This window comes from Bradyrhizobium sp. USDA 4486 (assembly GCF_054057995.1).
In genome coordinates, this window is the sequence record NZ_JBSRZV010000001.1 from 7,395,732 (window position 1) to 7,420,598 (window position 24,867).

Below are 24,867 nucleotides of genomic sequence, written 5' to 3' on the forward strand. Positions count from 1 at the left end.
TCCGTTGGGATTGATGTTCGTGATCTCTCCGTCGTTCCGGGGCGATGCAAAACATCGAACCCGGAAGCTCGAGATTTCGGGTCTGGCGCTTCGCGCCATCCCGGAATGACGTCGAATGATACCGTTACGCCGCGTCGACGAGCACGATCTCCGAATCTTCGAGCGCCGTGATCTTCAGCCTGTCCTCGTCGCGGATCGCGGCGCCGTCGCGGGCGTCGACGCGCACGCCGTTGATCTCGACTGAGCCCGCCGCGGGCACGAGATAAAGATGCCGCGACTTCTGCGGCGCGTACTCCGCGCTCTCGCCAGCCTTCAGCGTAGTGGCGAGCACCCGCGCATCGGCGCGAATCGGCAGTGCGTCCGTGTCGCCCGCGATCCCGCTCGCGATGGTGACGAGCTTGCCGGAGCGGTCTGCCTTCGGGAAAGGTTTCGAGCCCCAGGTCGGCTGTCCGCCGCGCGCGGTCGGCTCGATCCAGATCTGGAAGATGCGCGTCTGCGTCGGCTCCAGGTTGTATTCGGAGTGGCGGATGCCGCTGCCCGCGCTCATCACCTGCACGTCGCCTGCTTCAGTGCGGCCCTCGTTGCCGAGGCTGTCCTGATGGGTGATCGCGCCTTCGCGCACATAGGTGATGATTTCCATGTTGGCGTGGGGATGCGCCGGGAAGCCGGTGTTCGGCGCGATCTCGTCGTCGTTCCACACGCGCAAGGCGCCGTGCCCCATGTTGTTCGGGTCATAGTGGCTGGCGAAGGAGAAGTGATGCTTGGCCTTGAGCCAGCCGTGATCGGCGCCGCCGAGCTTTGCGAAAGGTCTGAGTTCGATCATGGAAATGTTTCCTTGGTTGGCGGGTTTGGCGCTAGGCGCCAAACCCGCCGTCGACATTGAGCACGGTGCCGGTGACGAAGGAGGCTTCCGGACTTGCGAGGAACACGACGCCGGCAGCGACTTCCTCGGGGCGGCCGAAGCGCTGCAGTGCGTGCTGCTTGCGCTGGGTCTCGGCGAACTCGCCGCCGTCCTTCGGGTTCATGTCGGTGTCGATCGAGCCGGGCTGCACCACGTTCACGGTGATGCCGCGCGGGCCGAGGTCGCGTGCCGCGCCCTTGGTGTAGCCGACCACGGCCGCCTTGGTGGCGACGTAGTCGGCAAGTCCGGGGAACGAGGCGCGGTCGGCCAGCATGGAGCCGACCGTGACGATGCGGCCGCCTTCATTCATCAGTTGCGAGGCGGCGCGGATCGCCGCGATCACGCCGTGCACGTTGATGGCATCCTGACGGGTGAGCGCCTCGGTGTCGGCCTTGGCATCGTCGATCGCAGCACCGGCAGCGACGCCGGCATTGTTGACGAGGATGTCGAGATGGCCAAACTCCTTGGCCACATCATTGACGAGCTGCGTCACGTCCTTGGCCGACGCCTGGTCGGCCTTGTAGGCGCGGGCCTTCACACCCTTTGCCTTCAACTCGGCGACGACGGCCTCGGCCTTTGCGGGCGAGGCGACATAGCTGATGGCGACATCCGCGCCTTCATTGGCGAGAGCCCGGGCCGTGGCCGCGCCGATGCCGCGCGAGCCGCCGGTGACGAGGGCAACCTTGCCTGAGAGCTTCTTGGTCATCGGATTTCTCCAGTCCTGACTGTCTGATGACCCTTGGATAAGCCTCCGCTTGTGGTATAGAAATAGAAACTGTTGAAACACATTGTTTCCTGAAATATCCCTGACGGACCGGCTGCCATGGCAAAGCTCCCCGATTTCGAGGCCCTCGCGATTTTCGCAAAAGTCGTGGAATTACGCTCGTTTGCGGGGGCGGCGAGCGAGCTCACGATGTCCAAGGCCACGGTCTCCAAGGCGGTCACGCGGCTGGAGGAGCGGCTCGGCGCCCGCCTCTTCAACCGCACCTCGCGCCGGCTGGCGCTGACCGATGCCGGCCACAAGCTCGCCGACCGCGCCACGCGCCTGCTCGCCGACGGCGAGGCGGCCGAGAACGAGGCGCTGGCGCAATCGGTGGCGCCGCGCGGCCTGGTGCGGCTCGCGGTGCCCATGACGTTCGGGATCAAGGCGGTGGCGCCGCTGCTGCCGGAGTTTTTCGAAACCTATCCGGAGGTCTCGGTCGATCTGCATTTGAGCGATGCGACCATCGATCTGATCGGCGAGGGTTTTGACATGGCGGTGCGGATCGCGCGGCTGCCGGACTCCTCGCTGATCGCGCGGCGGCTCTTCACCATGCCCCGCTTCACCGTGGCCGCCCCGTCCTATCTCAGGAAGCACGGCCGCCCGACGCATCCGATGCATCTCGCCGAGCACAAATGCTTCAGCTATGCCTATCTCTCCACGCCCAACATCTGGCACTACACGAATTCGGCCGGCGAGCAGGCGAGCGTGCGTCCCGGCGGTCAGCTCCGCGTCAACAACGGCGAAGCCGTGATGCCCTCGCTGCTCGCCGGCCTCGGCATCGCGGAGCTGCCGGAGTTCATCGTCGGCGACGCGATCTCCTCCGGCGCCCTCGAAGTCATCCTGAAGGACTGGAAGCAGGCCGAAGGCGCCGTGCACCTGGTAACCCCGCCCGGCGGCCCGCGCCCCGCCCGCGTCGAGGCGCTGGCAGATTTCCTCGCCGCGAAGCTTCCGGGCAGCTGCAAGCGGCGGCCGGGGAAGGGTGGCAAAGCCGGATAGATTGGTGGGCACGGCGCGCGACGGGCGCGCCTTTGCCCGCTCTACGGCATCTCGCTTTTCGACCTGACTACGGCATCTTCACGCCGTCGATCGCGACGATGCGCAAGGCCGGCTTCAGCGTCTCGTCCAGCTGCGCCTTCAATTCGCGCACCCGCGGGTCCGTCGAGCGGGCCGCGCACACTGCGTATTGATGAACCGATTGCGCCAACGCGCGCCGCGCTTCCGGCGTTCGCGTCAGGTCGGGCTTCGAAAGCCGCAAGACGATCGCTGCGAGATTCACCAGCATCTCGTCCAGCGCGACGTCGATGGTCGCAACATTCCGCATGACCCACTCCCTGCCAGGGCAACAGCCGCTCAAGGGATGCGTTCCAGACCGGGCTGAACATGGTTAATGCCTGGTAAACGTCTTGTTCTTGCCGGTCGCCACGCTAGGCAGGGGCCGAAACAAGAAAGTCGGGGAGGGGAGCTGCGATGGACTTCCAGGAGCTCGGCTACAACGACGTCGAGATGTATATCTGGGCCGGCTTGGTCGCGCAGAGCTAACTGCCCGCGCAGGCCGCGCCGGCCTTCTCCGAATTCGTCGCGGCCGACAGCACGCGCCTGATCGCGGCCGTGAAGAAGATCGGCAAGCTGGAGTAGGTTCCGCCGGAGCATTCACGTTTTGTTGTTGGGCCAGAACCTTCCCGTGGCTCATTGATTGAGAAGCTTTTGAGAGAAATCGGGAAGGAATCCGAAGATGCGAACAGAGCGGATTGCGCTGGGTGTGGCGCTTGCGATCGGAGGCATCGTCGCGCAGGGCGCTGCATCCGCTCAGGAATATCGCGGCACCATGGAGCAGCAGATGGCCTGCACACCGGATGTGTGGCGGCTGTGCAGCGACCAGATTCCGGACGTGAACCGCATCGTGGCCTGCCTGCAACAGAACACGCCGCAGCTCTCGAGCGCCTGCCGCGCGGTGTTCCAGTCCAACAACCAGGTGCCGCGCGGTCGTGCCGCATCGCCACCGCGCTACTACCCCGCGCCGCCTCCCGCGCCGCGGCCGCCTTACGATGAGAATGATTAGAGCGGCTGAGGTCCTGGTTAAATCGATGCGCGCTCGGATTTCGGTTCACCTCTCCCCGACGGAGAGAGGTAAACCACGGACAGCCCGCCGAACCGAATTTCATCACAGCCGCTATCAGGGCCGGTGCTCGCAGACGTCGACCCATTCGGCGCCGACGAGTTCGGCCATGCGGTCGGGCGCAATGCGCACCGCGCTGTGGGTCGAGCCCGCGGCGGGAACGACGATGTCGAAGGCTTTCAGCGACACATCGCAGTAGATCGGCAGCGGCGATTTCAGCCCGAACGGGCAGACGCCGCCGACCTCATGGCCGGTGATCTCGGCGACCTCTTCCAATCCCAGCATCTTCGGCTTTCCGCCGAACTGCGTCTTGACCTTCTTGTTGTCCATGCGCGAGGTGCCGGCGGCGACGATCAGGATCACGCGCTCGCCGATCCGCAGGCTCAATGTCTTGGCGATGCGCCCGGGCTCGACGCCATAGGCTTCGGCCGCCAGCTGCACCGTCGCGGAGCTGATCGGGGATTCCATGACAGAGATGTCGGGAGCTTTCTCGGCGAAGAAGGCGCGAACGGATTCCAGGCTCATTGACTTCTCACGGGCGGGCGGCGATCCCTAAAGCATGATCCGGAAAAGTGCGCAGCGGTTTTCCGAAAAGATCATGCGCAAACAACAACTAAAGCGCGATGACGATTCATCCTAATTTCATCGCGCTTTAGATGATTCCTGCCAGCTCGGAGAGCGCCCGGACGCGGTGGTCCGGCGCGAAGTCAAGCTCGTCCATCTGGGTGCGGATCGCCTTGAACATCGTCAGCGGTGCCACGAGTTCGTTCTCGACGCAAGCCAGCGCCATCGCCTCGGGCGTGACGCGCTCGATCCAGGCGACGTTCAATCCAAACGACTTTGCGCCCGCCACGTCCCAGGGATTGGAGGAGACGAACAGCACCTCGTTCGGCGCGGTGCCGAGCACCTCGCCGACCAGCTCATAGGCCTCAGGGCTCGGCTTGAAGATCTTCTTCGCATCGACGCTGATGGTGGCATCGAGCAGGCTGTCGAGCCCGGTGTTGCGCACCAGCGTATCAAGCATGTCCGGACTGCCGTTGGAGAGGATGGCGAGTTTTCGCGGTTTCAAGGCCGCCAGCGCCGCCGCTGCATCCGGATAGAGATCGAGATGCAGATATTTCTCGATCACGCGCTCGAACGCATCCTTCTCATAGGCGAGCCCGAGCACGCGCAGCGTATAGGCCAGCGAATCGCGGGTGACAGACGTGAAATCCTGGTAGCGCCGCATCAGCGAGCGCAGCCAGGTGTATTCGAGCTGCTTGATCCGCCAGACCTGCGTGATGATCTCGCCATAACCCGGAAACGCATCCTCGGTGATCTCGGCCACCGACTGGATGTCGTAGAGCGTCCCGTAGGCGTCGAACACGACGGCTTTGATGGTCATGGGCGCGCTCCTTCGTATTTGCAAGCGCACGGATTATACCGGCTACGCGCTTCCCGTGTCGCCGACTATTGAGCGTCGACCTAGCGGATAATGCTCTGATTCTGAACGTTGGCGATCAACTCATCCGCCCAAGACAAAAGGCGATGAAGCAAGGGCGAGGAATTTGCCTGGTTGTACCCTAAGGCCAAATCGACCGTCGGCGTGCCCCCGTCAAGCGCTCTGGCGACGACGCTGGGTGCCAGCATATTCTGCGCATAGAGGGGAACAAGGCGTCGCCTGGATCGTGCCGAGAACTCGCCACGATCCAGAAGCGAACGGTAATTGGCCGGCGAGAGTGAAGCCCTCGCGCTACCCAAGCTCTCAGGAGCGGACATGAATGACCGTCTTGCCGTGGCGTCGCTGTGCCGAACTGAAGGTGGCGAGCGCCTCTTCCAGGGAGGAGACCTTTCCGATGTTTGTCCGCAGTCGTCCGTCCCGCACCCTCTGGACGATCTCGCTCAATTGGCCACGATCGGCCTCCACGACGAAGTCGATGGCCAAACCGTCCAGCGGCCGAGCCTCCGCCGGGCCGACAACACTCACCAGCGTGCCTCCGGCTCTAACAAGGGCTGCAGACTGCTTCTGGATGTCGCCGCCGATGACGTCGAATGCGAGATCGACCCCACCGACATCTTTGAGCGCCTCGTTCTCCAGGTCGACGAATTCATTCGCGCCGAAGTCGAGCGCTTTCTGCCGGTCGGCCGCACGTCCTGTTCCGATGACATAGGCACCAGCCTCGCGCGCGAGTTGAACGACCATGGAGCCGACCGCGCCGGCCGCGCCATGCGCGAGCACGCTCTGGCCTGGCTGAAGACGGCCGTGCTGGAAAAGCCCTTGCCACGCGGTTAAGCCCGAGATCGGCAGACTCGCGCCCACCTTGAAATCGACGTCACCCGGCAATGGCGCGAGATTGCGCGCCTCGATGGCAATATATTCGGCGAGCGAGCCATCGCGATACCAGTCGGCAAGGCCGAATACGCGCTGTCCCACCGACAGTCCTGTCGTGCCGTAGCCGAGCGTCGTGACGATGCCGGCGAATTCGTGCCCAGGGATTGACGGAGTTCTGTCCTGCTCGCGGCGATCGGTCCAGGTCGAGGGCCATTCCAATTCCGTCGGAACGAAGCCCGATGCGTGAACCTCGACGATCACGTCGTTGATCGCTGGTTGAGGTTTGGGGCGTTCCACCAGCTTCATCCCGGCAAACCCGGCGGCTTGATCCGTCACAATAATCGCTTTCATCTTCGACTCCTTTGCGTCTGGTGTTTTGCAGATTCCGAACTTCCCGACCGTGCTCAGATCGAGCCGGCCGGTGCCACCGCGGGGAAGTCCCTGTCGGGATTGAACACGTTGTTGAAGAAGTTCGTCAGGGAGTACATGGCGACAAGCGCGACGATCTCCATGATGTTCGCATCCGTGTAGCCCGCATCGCGGACGGCTTGCAGATCGAGGTCTGTGACATGGCCACGGCTCTCGATGATCTTGCGTGCAAACTGGACGGCGGCATCCCGCTTCGGGTCCCTGGCATGACCCTTTCGGGCGAGAACAATGTCCTCCGCCGGCAGCTTGGCCATATGCTCCGCCGTGAAGCTGTGCACCGTCAGGCAGTAGTTGCAGCCGTTCACTTCGGAGACCGCAAGGCCGATGCTGTCGCGTGTCCTGACGTCGAGCGCCTTGCTCAAGGAGCCGAGCAGAGCGGCCCATGCATTGAACGCGATCGGGCTTTGCGCGAAGGTCGCCATCATGTTTGGCGTGAACCCGATGTTCTCAGTGAACTTATCGAGGGTTGGTTTCGAATCGACCGGCACGTGTTCCGGCTTCAGAGCAGCAGCTCTGGCCATGATATTTCTCCTCAATTGATCGATTTCAGGGTTGGTTAGGCGAAGTGCAGCACATCGGCCACGGGCAGGCGCGGCTTCTGCGGCCAGTTGCCGGACCGCTCTCGCCCGACCGTCAGCAGCATGACCGGGATTTCGTCTTCGGCCAGGCCGAACTCTCTGTGCACGGCCTCTGCATCGAAACCGATCATCGGTGTCGACCCCAGGCCTAGCGAGCGGGCCGCATAGATAATAGCTGCGGCGCCGAAGGTCGCGGAGCGTACCGCTTCGTCGCGCTGGCGCTGCGGATGATCGTCGTACAGGCCGCGCGCAGGCCCCTCCCATTCCGGCACCACATGTGCCGGCATGATTCCGGCTTCCACGACGGGTGCCAGGCGCTCAGGGACGGTGCTCGCATCGGCCAATTGGCCGATGATGATGAAGGTAACGGCTGCTTCGGTGATTGCGGGCTGATTCCAGGCGATGGGAAGCAGCCGCGCCTTCGCTTCGGGTGAGCGCACAGCGACGAAGCGCCAGTTCTGCAGATGGAAGGATGTCGGCGCTGACGTACCGATCCGCACCAGGTCGCGGATCTGATCATCGCTTAAGGTAGCGGTCTGGTCATAGTACTTCGCAGCACTGCGGCTCAGAATGGTTTCGATGACGGCATTTGTCGGCAGCGGCCCCGCGAGCCAGCGGGAGGTTTCGTGATGGGCGGCGGTTGTAGCGGTGTGGGTCATTGGGTTGCTCCGTAATCAAGTGATGACGGAGCCCAACCTACCGATGGAAATGATCGTTTCGAGCCTTCATATGCTCATTTTGATGCTCAAAAGGATCAATCTGGTGACGACCCAGACTCATCGCCATTGTGCGCCAGTCGGCGCCATTCCCCTGGCGTCATCCCCATCCTCTCCGCAAACACACGCCGGAATGCCGAAACGGATTGATACCCGACCGCTTCGGCCACAGCTTCCGTGCTGATCGTTGGCTTCTTGAGCTCGTTGGCGGCCATGCTCATGCGTAGATCGGTCAACAGGTCGAGGGCGGAGCGGCCTAGCTTGTCCTGAAACTGGCGCATGAATGTCGCGCGTGACATGCCGCATAGATCGGCCAGATCGGGAAGCTTCCAGGGTCGCGCCGGATCCGCGAACATCGCCGCAATGGCCGCTGCCAATCTCGGATTGCCGGCAAGGGCCAACAAGCCTTCGGTGGATTTGCCGGCTTCGCTCGCGGCGCGGAGAACCAGAGTGAACAGGACTGAAGAAAGCGCGTTGAGAATGGCGCGTCCTCCCGCTCTGTCCCCAGCGGACTCCATTCGCATCAGGCCGACCAGTCCGGAAAGTTGACTCGATGCCGACGCGATGTCCTCTTCTCCATGGTTTTTCATAGCCCGCACGACCAGATTTGCCGGCAGGTAGCTGCGGATCAATCGATCATGGGGTGGCACGACGAAAAATCGTCCGCACAGCAGATCGAGTCGCTCACCCGGTCCATCGTTCTCGCTCAACATCCAACCTGCGGAGCCCCTGCTTTGGCGCGTGCTGATCGGCGTTTCGCCGCTGCCGTCGTGCAGCACGTGCGACGAACCGTGAGGAAGCAGCACGATATCCCCGCTCCCAAGCTCCTGCACCGTTCTCGCATCAGGGTCCTCGAAAATGGCCCGGCCCATGACGATGACATGGTAGGGGATTTCGTTCGCCGCCGCCTTGGGCCAGATGATACGCCACGGTGCGCCGTAGGCGCAGCGGACCTCGAGTTGGCCGGTGACGGTGATGATCTGCAGCAGATGACTCAACCAGTCGACTTGAGACATAAGACCTCGAGAGCGTGGATCGCCGACGCAGCATATCAATTAGCGACGCTTTCGACGAAAGGCTTGGTCTTTCGTCTTCATTGATCGCGGCGATGAAAGCCAACCGACATGGACCCTTCGTCCGCCGGCCGGAGATATGGTCGACATGACTTGGAACGCGCGGAGTGATCCGGCATCGAAGGCGACGGCCCTGAGGCTCATGGGCGGCTGGTGTGGTCAAAGAACGCTGCTTTGGGGAGCGCGCATGATCGCCAGCGCCTGTGCGCCGCTCGGAACTTTGCCAACGCCCTTCCGTTCCCGTTAGCGAGCACGAACATAGGCGGGCGCCGCAGCCAACGCCGCGAAGTTAGCGACAGTGATGGCTTCGGACGCCGACCTGTCTCACACGTTCAGCGCAAGTTAGCCGGTCGGCTCGCGTGCTCGCCGCGTCCAGGTCGCTCGCTCTGCGTAGACCTCGATAACCTCCGCCATATGCTCCGTGCCCCATGAGCAAAGCGGCACGAGGGCCTGGGCGAGGCTGTGCCCCAGAGCGGTGAGACTGTAGTCCACCCGCGGCGGCACCTCCTTGTAGTCGGTGCGCTTCACGAGGCCGTCGGCCTCCAGCTCCTTGAGCTGCTGGATCAGCACCTTGTCGCTGACATCGCGCACCGCGCGGCGGAGCTCGCCGTAGCGGGTGGGACCGTCCTGGGCGAGGAAGTAGAGGATCAGCGGCTTCCACTTGCCTGAGATGACTCGCAGGGTTGCGTCGAGGCCGCAGGTGAAGCCGGGCACAGTCGGCGTGCAGCTCTGGACCGGCGGATTTGGTTGGGAGTGATCTGACGACATTTTTTGGGCACTTACCAAAAGGTGCATACTTGTCGATAGGTGGGTACGCCGCCAGCTCAGTGCAACCTCAATGACGGGAGCACATCATGAGCAGACTACAAGGCAAGACGGCAGTGGTGACCGGCGGCGGAACCGGGATCGGATTGGGAGCGGCGAAACGGTTCATCGACGAAGGCGCGTTCGTCTATCTCTTCGGGCGGCGGCAGGCCCCGCTCGATGCCGCCGTTGCGCAGCTAGGGCCCTCGGCGCGCGCCGTCAGGGGCTCGGTGACGGATCTGTCCGATCTCGACAGGCTGTACGCGGCGGTGAAAGCCGAACGGGGCAGGCTCGATATTCTGTTTGCCAATGCAGGGACCGGATCGTTCGCGCCGCTCGGCGAGATCACGGTCGAGCACTACGATCAGATTTTCGACGTCAACGTGAAGGGGCTGGTGTTCACGGTGCAGAAGGCCCTGCCGCTGATGACGAAAGGGTCTTCCATCATCCTCACCGGCTCGAGCACCGGGGTGATGGGGACGCCGCAGTTCAGCATCTACAGCGCGACCAAGGCCGCGATCCGCAATCTGGCGCGGAGCTGGGCGCTGGACCTGCGCGGCAGCGGCATCCGCGTCAACGTGCTGTCGCCGGGGCCGACCAAGACGGAGCTGGCGCTGGAGGTCGTGGGCGAGGAAGCATTTAATGCACTCGGCAGCGCTACGCCCATCGGGCGTCTGGGCGATCCGTCCGAGACAGGCGCGGTGGCGGCTTTCCTCGCATCCTCGGACAGCAGCTACATGACCGGCGGCGAGGTCTTCGTCGATGGCGGCCTGGCGCAAGTCTGAAGCTTTGAGGGCTTGAGCAAGAGGGCTTCGATCATTGGCATCGAAGCCCTCAATGCGCTGTGGCGCTGACGCGTCTCGGAGTTCGTGCAAGCTTCTTTCAAAGAATCGTTATCCTGTCGATCCTGGCGCAGCGGATTGACACTGCTGCGGGCAGGCGTTTAATTCAGGGCACGGGGATGTGCGATCTCCCCGCGAGGCGACATGCCCAAGTATCGCGTCCTGCTCACCAAGGACGCTGCATGTCTTCTTACATCCCGACCTCAGCAGAAGAATTATCCCGTCATATTGGTGCCGCCAGCGCGCCGACCCTGGTCGATGTCCGTGTCGATGAACACCGCGCGGCCGATTTGCGCACTCGACGAGACGGCGAGCAGCATGAGCACGCGGGGCACTTTCGGGACGACGATCAGGTGGAGGACTCCATGACCACCAATACAGACCGCCGAGACTTCATCAGCCTATCACATGGATTATGGCGCCGCCGCCGCGAAATACGTCGACATCCAGATGGAAGCGATCAAATGGGACAACGCTGCAGCTCTGTACGATCAATGCAGACGGGAAGGTTAGACGTCCTGCAAAAAATTGGCGTAGCGCTCTTGGGCGCGGCGTTGTTTCTATTGCTGGCGGAAGGAAACGCGATGGCAGAAACTGTAAACTTCGACAACGCACCAGCCGGCGCAGCGCCCGAAGGCTGGACTCTGACGATGACCGGTCGTGGCCATCCCAAATGGACGGTCGAGGTGGAGTCGACGGCGCCAAGCAAGCCGAACGTCCTGAAACAATCCGGTCAGGCGACGTTTCCGGTGGCGCTCAGGAACGGCACCAGCATCATGGACGGGTTCGTCGAGGTCAAGTTCAAGGCGATCTCAGGCTCCGAGGATCGTGCGGCCGGTATTGTCTGGCGCGCAAGGGATGCGGACAATTACTATGTCGTGCGGGCCAACGCGCTTGAAGACAACATTGTGCTTTACAAGACGATCAAGGGTGTTCGCAGCGCGCTCGATATCGTCGGGCGGAAAGGCGGCTATGGCGTCAAGGCATCGGTGCCATCAGGTCAATGGCATTCCCTGCGCTGCGAATTCGCCGGAAAGCTGTTCAAGGTGACGTATGACGGCAAGCCGATGTTCGAGGTCGAGGACGAATCGATCAGGGACGCCGGCATGATCGGCTTGTGGACCAAGGCCGACAGTGTCACCGTATTCGACGACCTGACATACGGTGCGCTGAATTGAGCCTGCGCCAAGGCCGGAATCGACGCCATACGCGGCAAGCTGGAGTTTTAGGATCGCATTGCCTGCCGCAATGGCAAAAAGCCGCGAGCGCCGCATCGGCGGGCCGCCTTGCTCTTCCGCATTGTCAAGAACAGCGACGACGGGTTCTTGAAAAGAGTGGTCGAGAGTTGCTTCATTAAGACAGAGCGCGCGAATGAGCCCTTCCGGATCTTTGATCGCGATCCTGCCGTGTAACGACCTTGATGCGTCGGAGCGGTTCTATAACCGATTGGGCTTTGCGCGTGCGGACAGCCAGAGGCCTGCTCCAGGAGAACGCGACTGCTATCGCATGCTGTCGAACTCGAACGGCGGACATCTACATCTAAGGGACGCGGTCGAGGGATGGTTGATACCGGGCAGAAACCCTTTTGGGCTTTATCTTTACCTTGAGGATGTTGACGCTGCGGCGCGCGAATTTCAGCAATCACCCGAGGACAAGCCATGGGGGATGTACGAATTTGCCGTGTCTGATCCTGATGACACGTTGGTTCGTGTCGGTTGGCCAACCCGTCTCCGCGCCGGTGCTCAATAAATCCTCCGCACCGCAGCAGCTCGTGCCGGACGATCAGCCCGCCGATGCGGGTGAGCACGGTCTATTCGGGCAACCCCGCTTTTCGAAGCCCCTCAATAAACAGCTTTGGGCTTTTGGAGGACCGGGCCGTATGCGCCGATATTGTGAAGGAGGGATCGATCTCAAGCACTCGCGCCGCCGCAGCGTGCGCCTCAGCGTCGCGTCCTAGATGGGCGAAGGCGGACGCAAGGCCGCGGCAAGCTGGCGCAAAGGAGGGATTATGACGAAGGGCTCTCTTCAGTGCGACAATTGCCTCGTCAAAGCGATGAAGCCCTATAAGGGCATGCGCAATGCCAAGAAACGTCATGTGAAGCAGCGGATCTACTGGGCTCATGCGAATTGCGCGTTCAAAGCTGAGTATCGCTTCCTCCGGCTGGCCCACCATTACATAGACCCAGCCTCTGTTGTTCCAAGTGCGCCATGAATTTGGGTTGAGTGCCACCGCTCTGTCAGCCATTTCGATCTCGGCTTCACTATCGCCGACCATGCCCGCCGAGATCACCGCAACCCTTGACAAGATGTCTGGATCACCATCATCGATCCTCAATGCCAAACGAGCGAGCCGAACTGCTTCCTTGCAGTCAAACTGAGGATCGTTGGCGTAGCCAAAGGCGACGTTGCTCGCATGGCAGTCGCCTGCCAGCGCCGCTGCAGACCCGAATCTCGGATCTAGCTCCAAAGCGCAATGAGCCAGCCTGATCGCCTCGGCCAAGCTTTCGCGGGTCGTCAGGTAATACTGCTGCATGGAGCGGAGAAACAAGTCATAGGCGGTGAGGTTCTCTGATCGCCTACGCGTAGCCATTTCGATTTCTGTCTGAATCATCTTTGGTTGAATAGCCGAGACAACCGCGACGGTTACTTCGTCCTGGAGAGCAAAGACGTCGGCAAGGTCACGCTCAAACCTGTCCGCCCATAGATGCGCGCCTGTAACCGCATCGATCAACTGCCCTGCGATGCGAACTTTCCCCGACGCCTTCCGTACAGAGCCCTCGAGGATATAGCGCACGCCAAGCCTGCGTCCGACTTCCTTGATATCGACGGCTTTGCCCTTGAAGGTTAAAACTCGAATGACGTGCGATAACAAACAGAGACTTAAATCGCGACAGCGCTGTGATGATCTCTTCTACCATGCCATCCGCAAAATATTCCTGCTCAGGGTCGCCGCTCATGTTCTCAAACGGCAGCACGGCGATGGAAGGTCTGTCCGGGAGCGCAAGATCGAGCTTTTGAAGTTCTACCTGATCGTCGGCAACTGTTGCGCCTGCCGGTTCCTTCGCTTCCCGAACAACTCCAACGAAACGAAAGCCCTTGCGCTGGAGTGTCTTAATGAAGCGCTGTTCGTCGCCAGAATCGCCAATTGCAATCCGGGCGGCGTTTAAGCGGGTTGTTAGCGCCGCATCGGATACGCTGCGCCCATTCCAAACGGCTTTGATGAGGTCATCCTTGCTGACAACTCGCTCCCTATTGCGGATCAGGTAATCGATCAGGTCAAATACTTGTGGCGCGACGGAGACGACGTCCGCCCCGCGATGCAGCTCGCGCCGATCAGTGTCGAATACGTACTCCGCAAAGAGATAGCGCAAGATGCGAACCCCGTTGGATGAGGCCTCCCATAACCGGGTACGTTTTGGCCTCGCCGAAACTCGCAAGAATAAGCCGCCGGTAGGGAAAATGTAAGCTGCCGGTCAAGCGTCCCCGCCAACCCCGCGGCACTCTCCGGTCGGTGCAAGAACACCGTCCAGGAGACGCCGCGATGACCACGACGCACGGCACTAAATGGCTGGAACGGACATCCGTATCGACCCGGCATGTCACCAGCTTCATCTGGAAATGTTGGGATGCCTTTCATGAGCGCCGCGAACGCCAGAAATTGAGCGCCACGTTGTCCGACCTAAGTGACGGAGAACTGATGGATATCGGCACCACGCGCGGCGAGATCGACTACGTCGCCTCGCACCGAAATACTGACCCGCGGGGCATCCGATCCGGCGAATGGCTGCGATATCTGCCGACTGTGGACGGCCAGGTTGGACCTACCGACTTTCGATAGAGATCACGCGCGCTGGATTGCTGCACCTGAAGTCTCTTCTGATCTTCCTCAGAGACGAGACATTGGACCTGGTCGCGGTGAGGTCCAGAAGGGCCATTTCCGGATGCCTGCACCGCAACAGTGAAGAGAGACGAAGCCTCTTGTTTTAACGAAACTGAGCAACCGATCCCAATGGTGGACCGGACCATCGACCTCGGATCATGCGCAGTGCGTTCGACGAGGCGGCGTATCAGGTCATGCTGCCCGGGACGAAACAGCGGACACGAGGATGTCCATCGATGTGGTGCTTCCAGACCATCGTCTGTCCGGCGAGATCGGATTGCTTGATGAGAGCGCCGTCTGGCACGAGCACCCATTCGTCGTCGATGCGCGATATTCCTGATCGCTTCACGCTTTAGGCTAAAGCGCGATGAGATTTGGATGAATCATCATCGCGCTTCAGGTTGTTGTTTGAGCATGATCTTTTCGGAAAGCGCTGCGGTTTTCCGGATCAGGCTCTAGATCCCCAGCAGCTTGCGCGCGTTCGCCTTCAACACCTTCGGCCGGATCTCGTCGCGGATCTCGATCTTGGCAAAATCCGACAGCCAGCGGTCCGGCGTGATCACCGGCCAGTCCGAGCCGAACAGCATCTTGTCCTGCAGGATCGAGTTGATGTAGCGCACCAGGATCGGCGGGAAGTATTTCGGCGACCAGCCCGACAGGTCGATGTAGACGTTCGGCTTGTGGGTCGCGACTGACAGCGCCTCTTCCTGCCAAGGGAAGGAGGGGTGGGCGAGAATGATCTTGAGGTCGGGGAAATCGGCCGCGACGTCGTCCATGTACATCGGGTTGGAATATTTCAGCCGCATCCCCATGCCGCCAGGCATGCCCGAGCCCACGCCGGTCTGGCCGGTGTGGAACAGCGCGATCGCGCCGCCATTGTTGATCTCTTCGTAGAGCGGATAGGCCATGCGGTCGTTGGCGTAGAAGCCCTGCATGGTCGGGTGGAATTTGAAGCCGCGCACGCCGTATTCCTCGATCAGCTTGCGCGCCTCGCGTGCGCCAAGCTTGCCCTTGTGCGGGTCGATCGAGACGAAGGGGATGAGGACGTCGAGATGGTCGGAGGCGATCTCCAGCATCTCCTCGTTCTTGTAGCGGCGGAAGCCGGTCTCGCGCTCGGCGTCGACCGGGAAGATCACCGCGGCGATGTTCTTGGAGCGATAGTAGGCCGCGGTCTCCGGCACGGTCGGCGGATGCTTATGCGGCGACTTGAAGTACTCCGCCATCTGCGCCTGGAAATCGTCATAGCCGTCGTCGGGATGGGTGCCGCAGGGCTCCTCGGCATGGGTGTGGATGTCGATGGCGACGACGTCGTCGATGTTTGGCAGCTTCAGTTTCGGCATGGTGTCCTCCCGACGGGTTGGCAAATTGATTATATGATATAACGAATTTGGCAAGGCGTTGCCGCAGGCAAAAGCGCTGCCTGCAAAAGTCCTTGCCGTGCTTGGCCGCGAACGGACAAGATCGGGCCGATCCGGCCGTTTCTACTGTGCATGGGGTTGTTTTCACGACTTTGCCGGTTCGGGACCGGGCAGTTAACATTGACATCACCTCCCGCCATGCCTTAAGAACCGCCTCGTCCCGGGCGGTCGGTCCGCCAGCGGGAAAAATCTCATTTTGCCACATTCGCGCGTGCCGAAACGGTAGTGCCGAACACGGCCTTTCGAACGTTCAGGATTCTGCCATGAAGGTCCGTAACTCCCTGAAGTCGCTGCGCGGTCGCCATCGCGCCAACCGCCTGGTCCGCCGCAAGGGCCGGGTCTATGTGATCAACAAGGTGCAGCGCCGCTTCAAGGCTCGCCAGGGCTGATCAGGCGACTGATTGCCCTCGCGGTCGCCTTTCGCGCGCACCCGCAAGACCACGGTCTCACACGAGTTTGACGCCGCCCCTGCTATGCAAGGGCGGCTTTGCGCGTTTAGACTTTGATGATGGCTGTGAGATTCCCTTTCGCGCGCACCCTGTGTCTGGCCCTTGTGCTGGGAACCGCCGGGCTGGCTCCCGCCCTGGCGCAGCAGGTTGAGCCGCCGCCTCCGCCCGGCAAGCAGAAGAAGCTTCCCGAGGCGCCGGCCAAGCTGCCGAAGGTCGACCGCAGCAAGAATCTCGATTTCCTGTTCGGTGCGCTGAAGGCTGCGCCCGACGAGGCCAGCGCCAAGCATGTCGAGGCGCGCATCTGGGCGATCTGGATCCAGACCCCGAGCGACACCGCGGCGCTGCTGATGTCGCGGGCCAAGACCGCGGTCGAGGCGCAGAAGATCGACATCGCGATCAAGCTGCTGGATTCGGTCATCAAGCTCAGGCCCGACTACATCGAGGCCTGGAACCGGCGCGCCACGCTCTACTACATGCAGAACGATTATGGTCGCTCGCTCGCCGACATCCGCGAGGTGCTGATCCGCGAGCCCCGTCACTTCGGCGCGCTCGCAGGCCTCGGCATGATCATGCAGGAGGTCGGCGACGAGAAGCGCGCGCTCGAGGCCTACCGCAAGGCACTCGCGGTCAATCCGCACCTCGAGAAGATCCCCGAGCAGGTCAAGGCGCTGACCGAGAAGGTCGAAGGCCGCGATATCTAGGGCACAATCCGGACCCCAAGGGGCGCATCAGCGCAAAGTGTGAAGCGCTTTTGCAAGAGGTCGCGCTCGAACAATACGGACAAGTCGATCAGTTCTTGAGCCGGTGCGGCGGCGGTGGATTAACCACGACGACACGCGCCGCGTTGCGAGGGGTGTTGGCGCCACGGTCGCGGGCTTACCTTCATGGCAGGAGCACAGCCATGAAGCGTTTGATCCTTGCAGGTACATTGCTGCTGGCGTCGGGGACGGTGAGTCTCGCCGACGGGCTGTTCTGGGTGGTCGGCAACCGCGCCACCGGCAAGTGCAACATCGTGACCAGCAATCCCGTGATCAACGGCGACATCTGGTTCGGCGATGGCCCCTACAAATCCAGGGACGACGCCAAGCTTGCCCGCTCGACCATCCGCGCCTGTCCCGCCGTCAGCCCGGACGAGGAAAAGGACGAGGACAGCACGAATTAAGCCGACCGCGTCCTAGTGCAGGACGCTGCCGCCGCGCTCGGTCAGGCCGCGATCGGCGGCCGCGGCGTAGGCCCTTGCCAGCTCCGCCTCGAGATGCTCGTTGATCAGGAGCAGCGCCCGCACGGCACCGCGCAGATCGCCGTTGCAGCTCGCCACGATCTCGTCGATCGCAGTGTCGTTCGATCTGAAGCTCATCGAAAATTCTCCGGTTCAAACCAGGACAAATCCTGCCGGCCTATCCTCGTATCCCCTGAGGCTGCGAGGAGGATCGGCGCCCACCCGCGTGTAAATGGCGGAACCGACCATGGCGATTATATGGAGGCCGCGATGACGACTGCATGAAGCTGGTCCGAGGCTTGTGTGTCACGAGAAAATGACATTGATTTTGCTCGATTTTTTGGTTCGGCAATTGTGCACATATCCACAGCCCCTCAATTCAATGGAAGCGCTGACGCGCTCCGGGCGAAACTGTCGCGTGCAAGACCCGTAACTGCCCTGTGCCCTGGATCGTCCGGATTCTTCCCATGATCATAATGTCAGTCGTGACGACGCTGGTCCTGCTGGCGCTGGTCACGCAGGCCGGAATCATGGCCGTGCAGCGCGCCTTTCCGCCGCAGGGCCGGATGATCGAGGTCGAGGGCGCGACGCTCCACGTCGTCGACATCGGCCCGCGCGAGGCCGGCCTGCCGATCGTGATGCTGCATGGCGCAAGCTCCAATCTCGAAGCGATGCGGCGGCCGCTCGGCGACACGCTCGCCAAGGAGCATCGCGTCATCCTGGTCGACCGTCCCGGCCATGGCTGGAGCACGCGCGCCAGGCGGCAGGATTCGACGCCGGAGATCCAGGCGCGGATGATCGACGAGGCGCTTGGCAAGCTGGGGATCGAACGCGCGGTGTTCGTCGTGCATTCCTGGAGCGGGGCGCTCGGCGCGCGGATCGCGCTCGATCATCCGTCCCGCGTCGCCGGCCTCGTGATGCTCGCACCCGTGACGCATCCCTGGCGCGGCGGGGTTGGCCGCTACAACGAGATCATCGCAACGCCCGTGATCGGCCCGCTGCTCGCCTACACGATCACGCTGCCGCTCGGTTATTTTCTCGCCGAATCCGGCGCGCGCAACGTGTTCCTGCCGCAGATGATGCCGGATGGTTTCGTGCAGGACTCCGCAACGCCGCTGCTGCTGCGCCCGCGCGAGTTCATCGCCAACGCCTTTGACCTGGTGACGCTGAAGGACGCGGTGATTGCGCAAGCTCCGCGCTACGGCGAGATCAAGGCGCCGGTCACGATCATCGCCGGCGAGCCGGACAAGACGGTGAAGACCAGCATCCACGCACGCCCGTTCGCCGCGACCGTGCCGAATGCAAAGCTGATCGTGCTGCCAGATCTCGGCCACATGGTGCAGAACGCCGTGCCTGATCTGGTGAGGACGGAGATCGAGGCGATGATCGGGAGAATCGTGCCGGCGCAGGCTGCCGCCGACTAAAGCGTCTTCGAGCGAAGTGGAGACCGGTCCGCGTGAAGAAAACGCGTCAATCCAAGAAGCCGGGGCTTCGGTTCTGAGTCAATCAGAACCGAAGCTCGAGCGGCTGTCCCTTCTTACTGCTTGATCTTCCCGTCCTTGTCGAACTGCGAGACATAGGCCCAGAGATTGTTGATCTCGGTCTCGTTCTTGATACCGGCGAATGCCATCTTGGTGCCGGGGATCTTGGCCTTGGGATCCTTGATGTATTCCTTGAACGTGGCCTCGTCCCAGGTGATGCCGGAATTCTTGTTCGCGTCCGAATAGCTGTAGTCCGGCGCGGTGCCGGACTTGCGGCCGTTGAGGCCGTTGAGTTCGGGGCCCACCTTGTTCTTGGCGCCTTCGCCGATCGCGTGGCAGGCCAGGCACTTGTTGAATGACGATTTGCCGGCCGCGACATCCTGCGCCATCGCGGCGGGTGCGGCGGCGGTCACGGTGAGGATCATCAGTGCGCCAAAAGTCAGTTTTGTCATCGGGTGCCCTTCGTCTCTTCCCTGGAGGGTTTGGCCTGTTCGGTGTCTTGCCTGGTCGGCAGTCGTCGAACCCGCCGGTTGTGGCAGGCCCGCCCGGCTTGGACAAGCTTTGAAACCATGACAGGTTTCATGGCTGCCTACTTGTCCCAGAGCGAACTCGCCGAAGATCGCGGCTCCGACTTTCGGATGGCCTACCCAAACCCGCGCGGACGTGATTGATTTGGCGTGACAAATTGATCGTGCGGCGTGAGCCGGAAGAATATGCCATGAGGGATCTGATATGGCCATCATGATGCCTGCGAGCGACCAGGCGGTGCTCGCGCGCCGCGCCGAGATCGTGGCTGCATTGCGCGCAATCGTGCCCGGCGAGGGCGTGATCGATACGCCTGCCGAGATGCGGGCCTACGAATCCGACGGGCTGACCGCCTACCGGCAGCCGCCGATGGTGGTGGTGCTGCCCGATACGACCGAACAGGTCTCGCTGGTCCTGAAATATTGTGCCGGGAAGGGCATCAAGGTGGTGCCGCGCGGCTCCGGCACGTCGCTGTCAGGCGGTGCGCTGCCGGTGGAGGACGGCGTGCTGCTGGGTCTTGGCAAGTTCAAGCGCATCCGCGAGATCGATTTCGACAACCGCGTCGTCGTCACCGAGCCCGGTGTTACCAATCTCGCGATCAGCCAGGCCGTCGCGCATGCCGGATTCTATTACGCGCCCGATCCGTCCTCGCAGATCGCCTGCTCGATCGGCGGCAATGTCGCGGAGAATTCCGGCGGCGTGCATTGCCTGAAATACGGCATGACCACCAACAACGTGCTGGGCTGCGAGATCGTGCTGATGAGCGGCGAGATCCTGCGCATCGGCGGCAAGGGGTGCGAGAATTCCGGTTACGATCTGATGGGCGTCATCACCGGCTCGGAAGGGCTGCTCGGCGTCATCACCGAGATCACGGTGCGCATCCTGCAGAAGCCGGAGACGGCGCGCGCGCTGATGGTCGGATTCGCACAGGTCGAAGCGGCCGGCGAATGCGTCGCGCGCATCATCGGCGCCGGCATCATCCCGGGCGGCATGGAGATGATGGACAAGCCGGCGATCCACGCCGCCGAAGCCTTCGTCCATGCCGGCTACCCGCTCGACGTCGAGGCGCTGCTCATCATCGAGCTCGACGGTCCCAAGATCGAGGTCGACGAGCTGATCATGCGCGTCGAGGCCATCGCGAATGGCTGCGGCTCGACCACGTGCCAGATCTCCAATTCGGAAGCCGAGCGCAATCTGTTCTGGGCCGGCCGCAAAGCCGCCTTCCCCGCCGTCGGCCGCATCTCGCCCGACTATCTCTGCATGGACGGCACTATCCCGCGCGGCGCGCTGCCGAAGGCGCTGGCGCGCATCCGCGAGCTCGGTGAAAAGTACCAGCTCGGCTGCGCCAACGTGTTCCACGCCGGCGACGGCAATCTGCATCCGCTGATCCTCTACGATGCCAACAAGCCCGGCGAGATCGAGCGCGCCGAAGCCTTCGGCGCCGACATCCTGCGCGCCTGCGTCGAGTTCGGCGGCGTGCTCACAGGCGAGCACGGCGTCGGCATCGAGAAGCGCGACCTGATGCCGGATATGTTCACCGAGATCGACCTCAACCAGCAGCAGCGGCTGAAATGCGCGTTCGACGCGCAGGGCCTCCTCAATCCCGGAAAAGTGTTTCCGACCCTGCACCGCTGCGCCGAACTCGGCCGCATGCATGTCCATGCCGGCAAGCTGGACTTTCCGGACATTCCGCGGTTCTGAGCGATCGCGCGGAGGGAAGGGACGAGCCCGTCCCTCCGCAAGACACTCACAGCAGCCCGTACTGCGCCCGCTCGCGCCTGGCCAGCAGCGGCAGGGCTTGGCCGGCGATCCAGGTCTTGAAATGCGCGCTCTCCTGATGCGCCTTGAAGGCAGCCTCGTCGCGGAACAGCTCGTAGAACAGGAACTGGGCCGGATTGTCCTTGCCGCGCGAGATCAGGAACAGTTTTACGCCGTCCTCGCGCTGCGCCTCTGGCAGGAAGCGGTCGAGGATTCCCGCGATCCTGTCGGCCTCGCCTGGCTTTGCCTCCCATTGCGCGACGACGAGCAGGCCGCCGCCATCGACGGCGTCGCTTAGGGATTTCTGCGTGGCATAGTGGTTCATGGCTCTTCCTCCTTGCTTTTGGCTTCAGTCTCGATCACGACCGGTGCGAGCTTGTAGCGAGGCGCCGAACCAGCTTGGTTCGCCAGCCATCGAAGTGTCGATGTCGTGAACGCTAGGGTCATGATCGATGCGTTGCGGTGGCTCGGGTGTCGGAGCTCGAGCGCGCCGGCGATAGTCGCCGGCGTCACGCCGCATTTGATTTTGACGGCGAATTTCGCTACCGCCTTTTCCCGTGGACACGCTCAGGGTCAGAGACGCCAAGGACGTCGAAGAGGTGGTGCGCGCGGCAATTGCCAATGAGCAGCCGCTCGAGATTATCGGTCATGGCTCTAAGCGCGGCATCGGGCACACGATGGCGACGAACGCCGTGCTCGACGTCTCCGCGCTGAATGCCGTCACCTCCTACGAGCCGAACGAACTGATCGTCACGCTCCAGGCCGGTGCGCCGCTGGCCGACGTGCTCTCGCTGATCGATGCCAAGAACCAGCAATTTGCCTTCGAGCCTGTCAACACGGCGCCGCTGCTCGGCACGCCGGCGGTCGGGACCATCGGCGGCATGATCGCGGCGGGACTCGCCGGCCCGCGGCGGATCAGGGCGGGCGGGGTCCGCGACCATCTGCTGGGGGCGCACGCCGTCTCCGGTTTCGGCGACAGCTTCAAAACCGGCGGCAAGGTGGTGAAGAACGTCACCGGCTACGACCTCTGCAAGCTGCTCGCGGGGTCCTGGGGCACGCTGTCGGTGATGACCGAGGTGACGCTGAAGGTGATGCCAAAGCCCGAGGCCGAGCGCACGCTGCTGCTGCGCGGACTGGATGATGCCGCCGCCAACAAGGCGATGACCGCGGCGCTCGGCTCGCCCTACGACGTTTCCGCCGCTGCGCATCTGCCGAAATCGGCGTTCCGCGCCAAAACTGAGGGACTCGGCGATATCGCCGGCCAGGGCGAGGCGCTGACCGTGCTGCGGCTCGAGGGCATCACGTCCTCCGCCGCGCACCGCGCCGGGTCCTTGCGCGAATTGCTGGCGCCGTTCGGAACCGCGACGCTGATCGAGGACACGGACTCTGCCGCGCTATGGGCCAGCATCCGCGACGTGCTGCCGTTCGCCGTCGCCGGCGCGCTCGGCGCCTGGCCGGTGTGGCGGATCGTCTGTCCGCCCGCCTCGGGCGCGGCGCTCGGCACGCAATTGGCGCGCGAGACCGGCGGCGATGTGATCTACGACTGGGGGGGCGGGCTGATCTGGGCCGCGTTGCCGCCGAAGGGCGACGCCCATGCCCCGGTCGTGCGCCAGCGCGCGGATGCCGTCGGGGGCCACGCCACGCTGATCCGGGCGGCGGAGGACGTCAGGCGCGATGTCGACGTCTTCCATCCGCAGGCGCCGGGCGTTGCTGCCCTGAGCGAGCGGGTGCGCGCCAGCTTCGATCCGAAGACCATCTTGAACCGGGGACGCCTGAGGCGGGGCGCTGCGGCATGAAGACCGAATTCTCACTGGCGCAGCTCGCCGACCCTGACATCGCGGAGGCCGACAAGATCCTGCGGGCCTGCGTCCATTGCGGCTTCTGCACCGCAACCTGTCCGACCTATGTGCTGCTCGGCGACGAGCTCGATAGCCCGCGCGGCCGCATCTATCTGATCAAGGAGATGCTGGAGAAGGACCAGGCGCCGACCGCCGAGGTGGTCAAGCATGTCGATCGCTGCCTCTCGTGCCTGGCCTGCATGACGACCTGTCCTTCCGGGGTCAACTACATGCACCTCGTCGACCAGGCCCGGGTCAGGATCGAGCAGCGCTATGAGCGGCCCCTGGCCGAGCGGCTGCTGCGCCAGGTGCTGGCCTTCGTCCTGCCGGATCCGCAGCGCTTCCGCGTCAGCATGTGGCTGGCGCGGCTCGCCCGCCCGCTGGCCGTATTCTTGCCGACACCGCGGCCGTCGGCGACGCCGGGCCTGATCCAGCGCCTCAAGGCGATGTTGGCGCTGGCGCCGAACCGGCTGCCGTCGCCGGGGCCTGCCGCCGGCAGCGTGTTCGCGGCGCTTGGCAAGAAGCGTGGGCGCGTCGCGCTGCTCCAGGGCTGCGCCCAGCAGGTGCTGGCGCCGCGCATCAACCAGGCTGCCATCAGCCTGCTCACCCGCCACGGCATCGAGGTCGTGCTGGTACGCGACGAGCAGTGCTGCGGTGCGCTGACCCATCACCTCGGCAACGACCAGGATGCGTTGGCGCGGGCCCGCGCCAACGTCACGGCGTGGCAAAAGGAAGCGGCCGGCGAGGGGCTCGACGCCATCCTGGTGACGACCTCCGGCTGCGGCACTGTGATCAAGGACTACGGCTATCTGCTGCGTGAGGACACGGCGTTCGCGGCCGATGCTGCCAAGGTGTCTGCGCTCGCCAAGGACATCACCGAATACGTCGCCGGCCTCGGATTGGAATCGACTGCACGGCACGACGACATCGTCGTCGCTTATCACTCCGCGTGTTCGTTGCAGCACGGACAGAAAATCACAGGCCTTCCGAAAGAATTGCTTTCCAAGAATGGATTCGTGGTGAAAGATGTCCCGGAGAGCCATTTGTGTTGCGGCTCGGCGGGGACCTACAACATTCTCCAGCCCGAGCTTGCGGGCAGGTTGCGCGATCGCAAGGTCGCCAACATCGCAAGCGTCAAGCCGGACATGATTGCCGCGGGCAATATCGGCTGCATGGTGCAGATTGCCAGTGGCACGTCAGTTCCGGTCGTACACACGATTGAGCTTCTCGATTGGGCTACGGGCGGGTCGCGGCCGGCATTGAACGCGCAGGTTTGAGCTTTCAAGGGCTGAGCTTTGGTCCGCAGGTGACGGCAGAACGACGCCCGATCGACCATTGTTCGGCGGCAACAGGAGGACCACGATGGCGAAAGCGAAGAAGAAGAAAAGCAAGAAGGCCAAAAAGGCCAAGAAGGTTGTAGCGGCGAAGAAGTCCGCGAAGAAGTCTGCCAAGAAAGCAACGAGGTCGGCCAAGAAGGCCGCGAAGAAGGCCGCGCCGAAGAAGGCTGCGAAGTCAGCCAAGAAGGCTGTGAAGCAGGCTGCACCGAAGAAGGCTGCGAAGAAAGCAGCACCGAAGAAGGCGAAGGCAGCTCCCGCGCCGAAGCCGTCAGCGCCGATGGCGGCTCCGGCTCCCGAGCCCGCTGCTGAGACGAGCTGGGCGATGCCTTCGTCTTCTGCGGAGCCGACGCCGGCCGACGGGCAAGGTTAGGCCGGAAGGCCTTGGGGTGGGTCCCAAGGGGCACCAAAGGTGGAGCCACCCCAACGGCA

General features: G+C 62.9%; 30 protein-coding genes and 1 pseudogene. 15 read left to right on the forward strand and 16 right to left on the reverse strand.

The genetic code is table 11. The features are described 5' to 3' along the window. Positions 1-124: 124 nt before the first annotated feature. A complete protein-coding gene (locus tag ACVWY3_RS34895) occupies positions 125-823 on the reverse strand; it encodes a pirin family protein (protein ID WP_456842497.1) in 699 nt (232 codons plus the stop codon). A 31-nt stretch (positions 824-854) separates the two neighbouring features. After that, positions 855-1,607 carry an SDR family NAD(P)-dependent oxidoreductase gene (locus tag ACVWY3_RS34900; RefSeq protein ID WP_456842498.1) on the reverse strand — a complete coding sequence of 251 codons (753 nt, stop codon included), beginning with the start codon at positions 1,605-1,607 and terminating at the stop codon, positions 855-857. Positions 1,608-1,724: 117 nt separating this feature from the next. Here ACVWY3_RS34900 and ACVWY3_RS34905 point away from each other — a divergent pair, with 117 nt between their 5' ends. Further along, positions 1,725-2,660 (forward strand): LysR family transcriptional regulator, encoded by a 936-nt coding sequence (locus tag ACVWY3_RS34905; protein ID WP_456842499.1) that lies wholly within the window; start codon positions 1,725-1,727, stop codon positions 2,658-2,660. 67 nt (positions 2,661-2,727) lie between these two features. On the opposite strand, the gene ACVWY3_RS34910 is transcribed toward ACVWY3_RS34905, so the two are convergent. After that, positions 2,728-2,985: a hypothetical protein gene (locus ACVWY3_RS34910; protein ID WP_456842500.1), complete on the reverse strand. Its 258-nt coding sequence runs from the start codon at positions 2,983-2,985 to the stop codon at positions 2,728-2,730. A 152-nt stretch (positions 2,986-3,137) separates the two neighbouring features. Here ACVWY3_RS34910 and ACVWY3_RS34915 point away from each other — a divergent pair. Both ACVWY3_RS34915 and ACVWY3_RS34920 read left to right on the forward strand, forming a co-directional pair. Then, positions 3,138-3,299 (forward strand): annotated as a pseudogene (locus ACVWY3_RS34915) (tripartite tricarboxylate transporter substrate binding protein); the annotation flags it as partial. Positions 3,300-3,396: 97 nt separating this feature from the next. Continuing rightward, the gene (locus ACVWY3_RS34920) at positions 3,397-3,723 is read left to right on the forward strand and encodes a hypothetical protein (protein ID WP_456842501.1); all 327 of its coding nucleotides are present in this window, start codon (positions 3,397-3,399) and stop codon (positions 3,721-3,723) included. A 114-nt stretch (positions 3,724-3,837) separates the two neighbouring features. Here the strand turns inward: ACVWY3_RS34920 and ACVWY3_RS34925 are convergent, their stop codons facing one another. From ACVWY3_RS34925 to ACVWY3_RS34955, 7 genes are all read right to left on the reverse strand, one after another. After that, on the reverse strand, positions 3,838-4,305 hold the full coding sequence (locus tag ACVWY3_RS34925) for a YbaK/EbsC family protein (RefSeq protein WP_456842502.1): 468 nt from the start codon (positions 4,303-4,305) through the stop codon (positions 3,838-3,840). Between the two features lie 127 nt (positions 4,306-4,432). Continuing rightward, positions 4,433-5,164, reverse strand: a complete 732-nt coding sequence (locus ACVWY3_RS34930; protein WP_456842503.1) for a haloacid dehalogenase type II — start codon at positions 5,162-5,164, stop codon at positions 4,433-4,435. A gap of 360 nt (positions 5,165-5,524) precedes the next feature. Further along, complete coding sequence (locus ACVWY3_RS34935; protein WP_456842504.1) at positions 5,525-6,442, reverse strand: NADP-dependent oxidoreductase; 918 nt, start codon at positions 6,440-6,442, stop codon at positions 5,525-5,527. 53 nt (positions 6,443-6,495) lie between these two features. Then, positions 6,496-7,041, reverse strand: a complete 546-nt coding sequence (locus tag ACVWY3_RS34940) for a carboxymuconolactone decarboxylase family protein (protein WP_456842505.1) — start codon at positions 7,039-7,041, stop codon at positions 6,496-6,498. A 35-nt stretch (positions 7,042-7,076) separates the two neighbouring features. Continuing rightward, positions 7,077-7,757 (reverse strand): nitroreductase family protein, encoded by a 681-nt coding sequence (locus tag ACVWY3_RS34945; RefSeq protein ID WP_456842506.1) that lies wholly within the window; start codon positions 7,755-7,757, stop codon positions 7,077-7,079. A 95-nt stretch (positions 7,758-7,852) separates the two neighbouring features. Beyond that, on the reverse strand, positions 7,853-8,830 hold the full coding sequence (locus tag ACVWY3_RS34950) for an AraC family transcriptional regulator (protein ID WP_456842507.1): 978 nt from the start codon (positions 8,828-8,830) through the stop codon (positions 7,853-7,855). Between the two features lie 399 nt (positions 8,831-9,229). Then, on the reverse strand, positions 9,230-9,655 hold the full coding sequence (locus ACVWY3_RS34955; protein ID WP_456842508.1) for a winged helix-turn-helix transcriptional regulator: 426 nt from the start codon (positions 9,653-9,655) through the stop codon (positions 9,230-9,232). 86 nt (positions 9,656-9,741) lie between these two features. Here ACVWY3_RS34955 and ACVWY3_RS34960 point away from each other — a divergent pair, with 86 nt between their 5' ends. The 3 genes from ACVWY3_RS34960 to ACVWY3_RS34970 all read left to right on the forward strand — a co-directional run bounded on the left by ACVWY3_RS34960 (position 9,742) and on the right by ACVWY3_RS34970 (position 12,282). After that, a complete protein-coding gene (locus tag ACVWY3_RS34960; RefSeq protein ID WP_456842509.1) occupies positions 9,742-10,476 on the forward strand; it encodes an SDR family NAD(P)-dependent oxidoreductase in 735 nt (244 codons plus the stop codon). A 239-nt stretch (positions 10,477-10,715) separates the two neighbouring features. After that, the gene (locus tag ACVWY3_RS34965) at positions 10,716-11,711 is read left to right on the forward strand and encodes a hypothetical protein (RefSeq protein WP_456842510.1); all 996 of its coding nucleotides are present in this window, start codon (positions 10,716-10,718) and stop codon (positions 11,709-11,711) included. A gap of 193 nt (positions 11,712-11,904) precedes the next feature. Further along, complete coding sequence (locus ACVWY3_RS34970; protein WP_456842511.1) at positions 11,905-12,282, forward strand: VOC family protein; 378 nt, start codon at positions 11,905-11,907, stop codon at positions 12,280-12,282. Positions 12,283-12,343: 61 nt separating this feature from the next. Here the strand turns inward: ACVWY3_RS34970 and ACVWY3_RS34975 are convergent, their stop codons facing one another. Both ACVWY3_RS34975 and ACVWY3_RS34980 read right to left on the reverse strand, forming a co-directional pair. Then, positions 12,344-13,264, reverse strand: coding sequence for a tetratricopeptide repeat protein (locus tag ACVWY3_RS34975; RefSeq protein ID WP_456842512.1), 921 nt, complete (start codon positions 13,262-13,264; stop codon positions 12,344-12,346). Next, positions 13,218-13,904, reverse strand: coding sequence for a winged helix-turn-helix domain-containing protein (locus ACVWY3_RS34980; protein ID WP_456842513.1), 687 nt, complete (start codon positions 13,902-13,904; stop codon positions 13,218-13,220). Before ACVWY3_RS34980 ends, ACVWY3_RS34975 begins: the two co-directional genes overlap by 47 nt. Before the next feature lie 170 nt (positions 13,905-14,074). Here ACVWY3_RS34980 and ACVWY3_RS34985 point away from each other — a divergent pair, with 170 nt between their 5' ends. Next, positions 14,075-14,371: a DUF1127 domain-containing protein gene (locus ACVWY3_RS34985; protein WP_456842514.1), complete on the forward strand. Its 297-nt coding sequence runs from the start codon at positions 14,075-14,077 to the stop codon at positions 14,369-14,371. A gap of 497 nt (positions 14,372-14,868) precedes the next feature. Here ACVWY3_RS34985 and ACVWY3_RS34990 read toward each other — a convergent pair whose 3' ends face one another. Beyond that, positions 14,869-15,753, reverse strand: a complete 885-nt coding sequence (locus ACVWY3_RS34990) for an amidohydrolase family protein (protein WP_027563122.1) — start codon at positions 15,751-15,753, stop codon at positions 14,869-14,871. Between the two features lie 341 nt (positions 15,754-16,094). Here ACVWY3_RS34990 and ykgO point away from each other — a divergent pair, with 341 nt between their 5' ends. The 3 genes from ykgO (at position 16,095) to ACVWY3_RS35005 (ending at position 17,442) form a co-directional block, all read left to right on the forward strand. Further along, complete coding sequence (gene ykgO / locus ACVWY3_RS34995; RefSeq protein WP_006611362.1) at positions 16,095-16,220, forward strand: type B 50S ribosomal protein L36; 126 nt, start codon at positions 16,095-16,097, stop codon at positions 16,218-16,220. Positions 16,221-16,339: 119 nt separating this feature from the next. Continuing rightward, positions 16,340-16,981 carry a tetratricopeptide repeat protein gene (locus ACVWY3_RS35000; RefSeq protein ID WP_456842515.1) on the forward strand — a complete coding sequence of 214 codons (642 nt, stop codon included), beginning with the start codon at positions 16,340-16,342 and terminating at the stop codon, positions 16,979-16,981. A 200-nt stretch (positions 16,982-17,181) separates the two neighbouring features. Further along, positions 17,182-17,442 (forward strand): hypothetical protein, encoded by a 261-nt coding sequence (locus tag ACVWY3_RS35005; protein WP_456842516.1) that lies wholly within the window; start codon positions 17,182-17,184, stop codon positions 17,440-17,442. 12 nt (positions 17,443-17,454) lie between these two features. Here the strand turns inward: ACVWY3_RS35005 and ACVWY3_RS35010 are convergent, their stop codons facing one another. Continuing rightward, positions 17,455-17,637, reverse strand: a complete 183-nt coding sequence (locus ACVWY3_RS35010) for a hypothetical protein (protein WP_456842517.1) — start codon at positions 17,635-17,637, stop codon at positions 17,455-17,457. Positions 17,638-17,966: 329 nt separating this feature from the next. Here ACVWY3_RS35010 and ACVWY3_RS35015 point away from each other — a divergent pair, with 329 nt between their 5' ends. Beyond that, positions 17,967-18,923, forward strand: a complete 957-nt coding sequence (locus tag ACVWY3_RS35015; protein ID WP_456842518.1) for an alpha/beta fold hydrolase — start codon at positions 17,967-17,969, stop codon at positions 18,921-18,923. Positions 18,924-19,036: 113 nt separating this feature from the next. Here the strand turns inward: ACVWY3_RS35015 and cycA are convergent, their stop codons facing one another. Then, on the reverse strand, positions 19,037-19,432 hold the full coding sequence (gene cycA / locus ACVWY3_RS35020; RefSeq protein WP_456842519.1) for a cytochrome c-550 CycA: 396 nt from the start codon (positions 19,430-19,432) through the stop codon (positions 19,037-19,039). A 280-nt stretch (positions 19,433-19,712) separates the two neighbouring features. Here cycA and ACVWY3_RS35025 point away from each other — a divergent pair, with 280 nt between their 5' ends. Continuing rightward, on the forward strand, positions 19,713-21,206 hold the full coding sequence (locus ACVWY3_RS35025) for an FAD-linked oxidase C-terminal domain-containing protein (protein WP_456842520.1): 1,494 nt from the start codon (positions 19,713-19,715) through the stop codon (positions 21,204-21,206). Between the two features lie 46 nt (positions 21,207-21,252). Here ACVWY3_RS35025 and ACVWY3_RS35030 read toward each other — a convergent pair whose 3' ends face one another. Then, complete coding sequence (locus ACVWY3_RS35030) at positions 21,253-21,588, reverse strand: putative quinol monooxygenase (protein WP_456842521.1); 336 nt, start codon at positions 21,586-21,588, stop codon at positions 21,253-21,255. A 232-nt stretch (positions 21,589-21,820) separates the two neighbouring features. Between ACVWY3_RS35030 and ACVWY3_RS35035 the strand changes: the two genes are divergently transcribed. From ACVWY3_RS35035 to ACVWY3_RS35045, 3 genes are all read left to right on the forward strand, one after another. After that, the gene (locus tag ACVWY3_RS35035) at positions 21,821-23,059 is read left to right on the forward strand and encodes an FAD-binding protein (RefSeq protein WP_456842522.1); all 1,239 of its coding nucleotides are present in this window, start codon (positions 21,821-21,823) and stop codon (positions 23,057-23,059) included. Next, complete coding sequence (gene glcF, locus ACVWY3_RS35040) at positions 23,056-24,378, forward strand: glycolate oxidase subunit GlcF (protein ID WP_456842523.1); 1,323 nt, start codon at positions 23,056-23,058, stop codon at positions 24,376-24,378. The genes ACVWY3_RS35035 and glcF overlap by 4 nt, the downstream gene beginning before the upstream one ends. Before the next feature lie 85 nt (positions 24,379-24,463). Beyond that, on the forward strand, positions 24,464-24,808 hold the full coding sequence (locus tag ACVWY3_RS35045) for a histone (protein WP_456842524.1): 345 nt from the start codon (positions 24,464-24,466) through the stop codon (positions 24,806-24,808). The last annotated feature ends 59 nt before the right edge of the window (positions 24,809-24,867 follow it).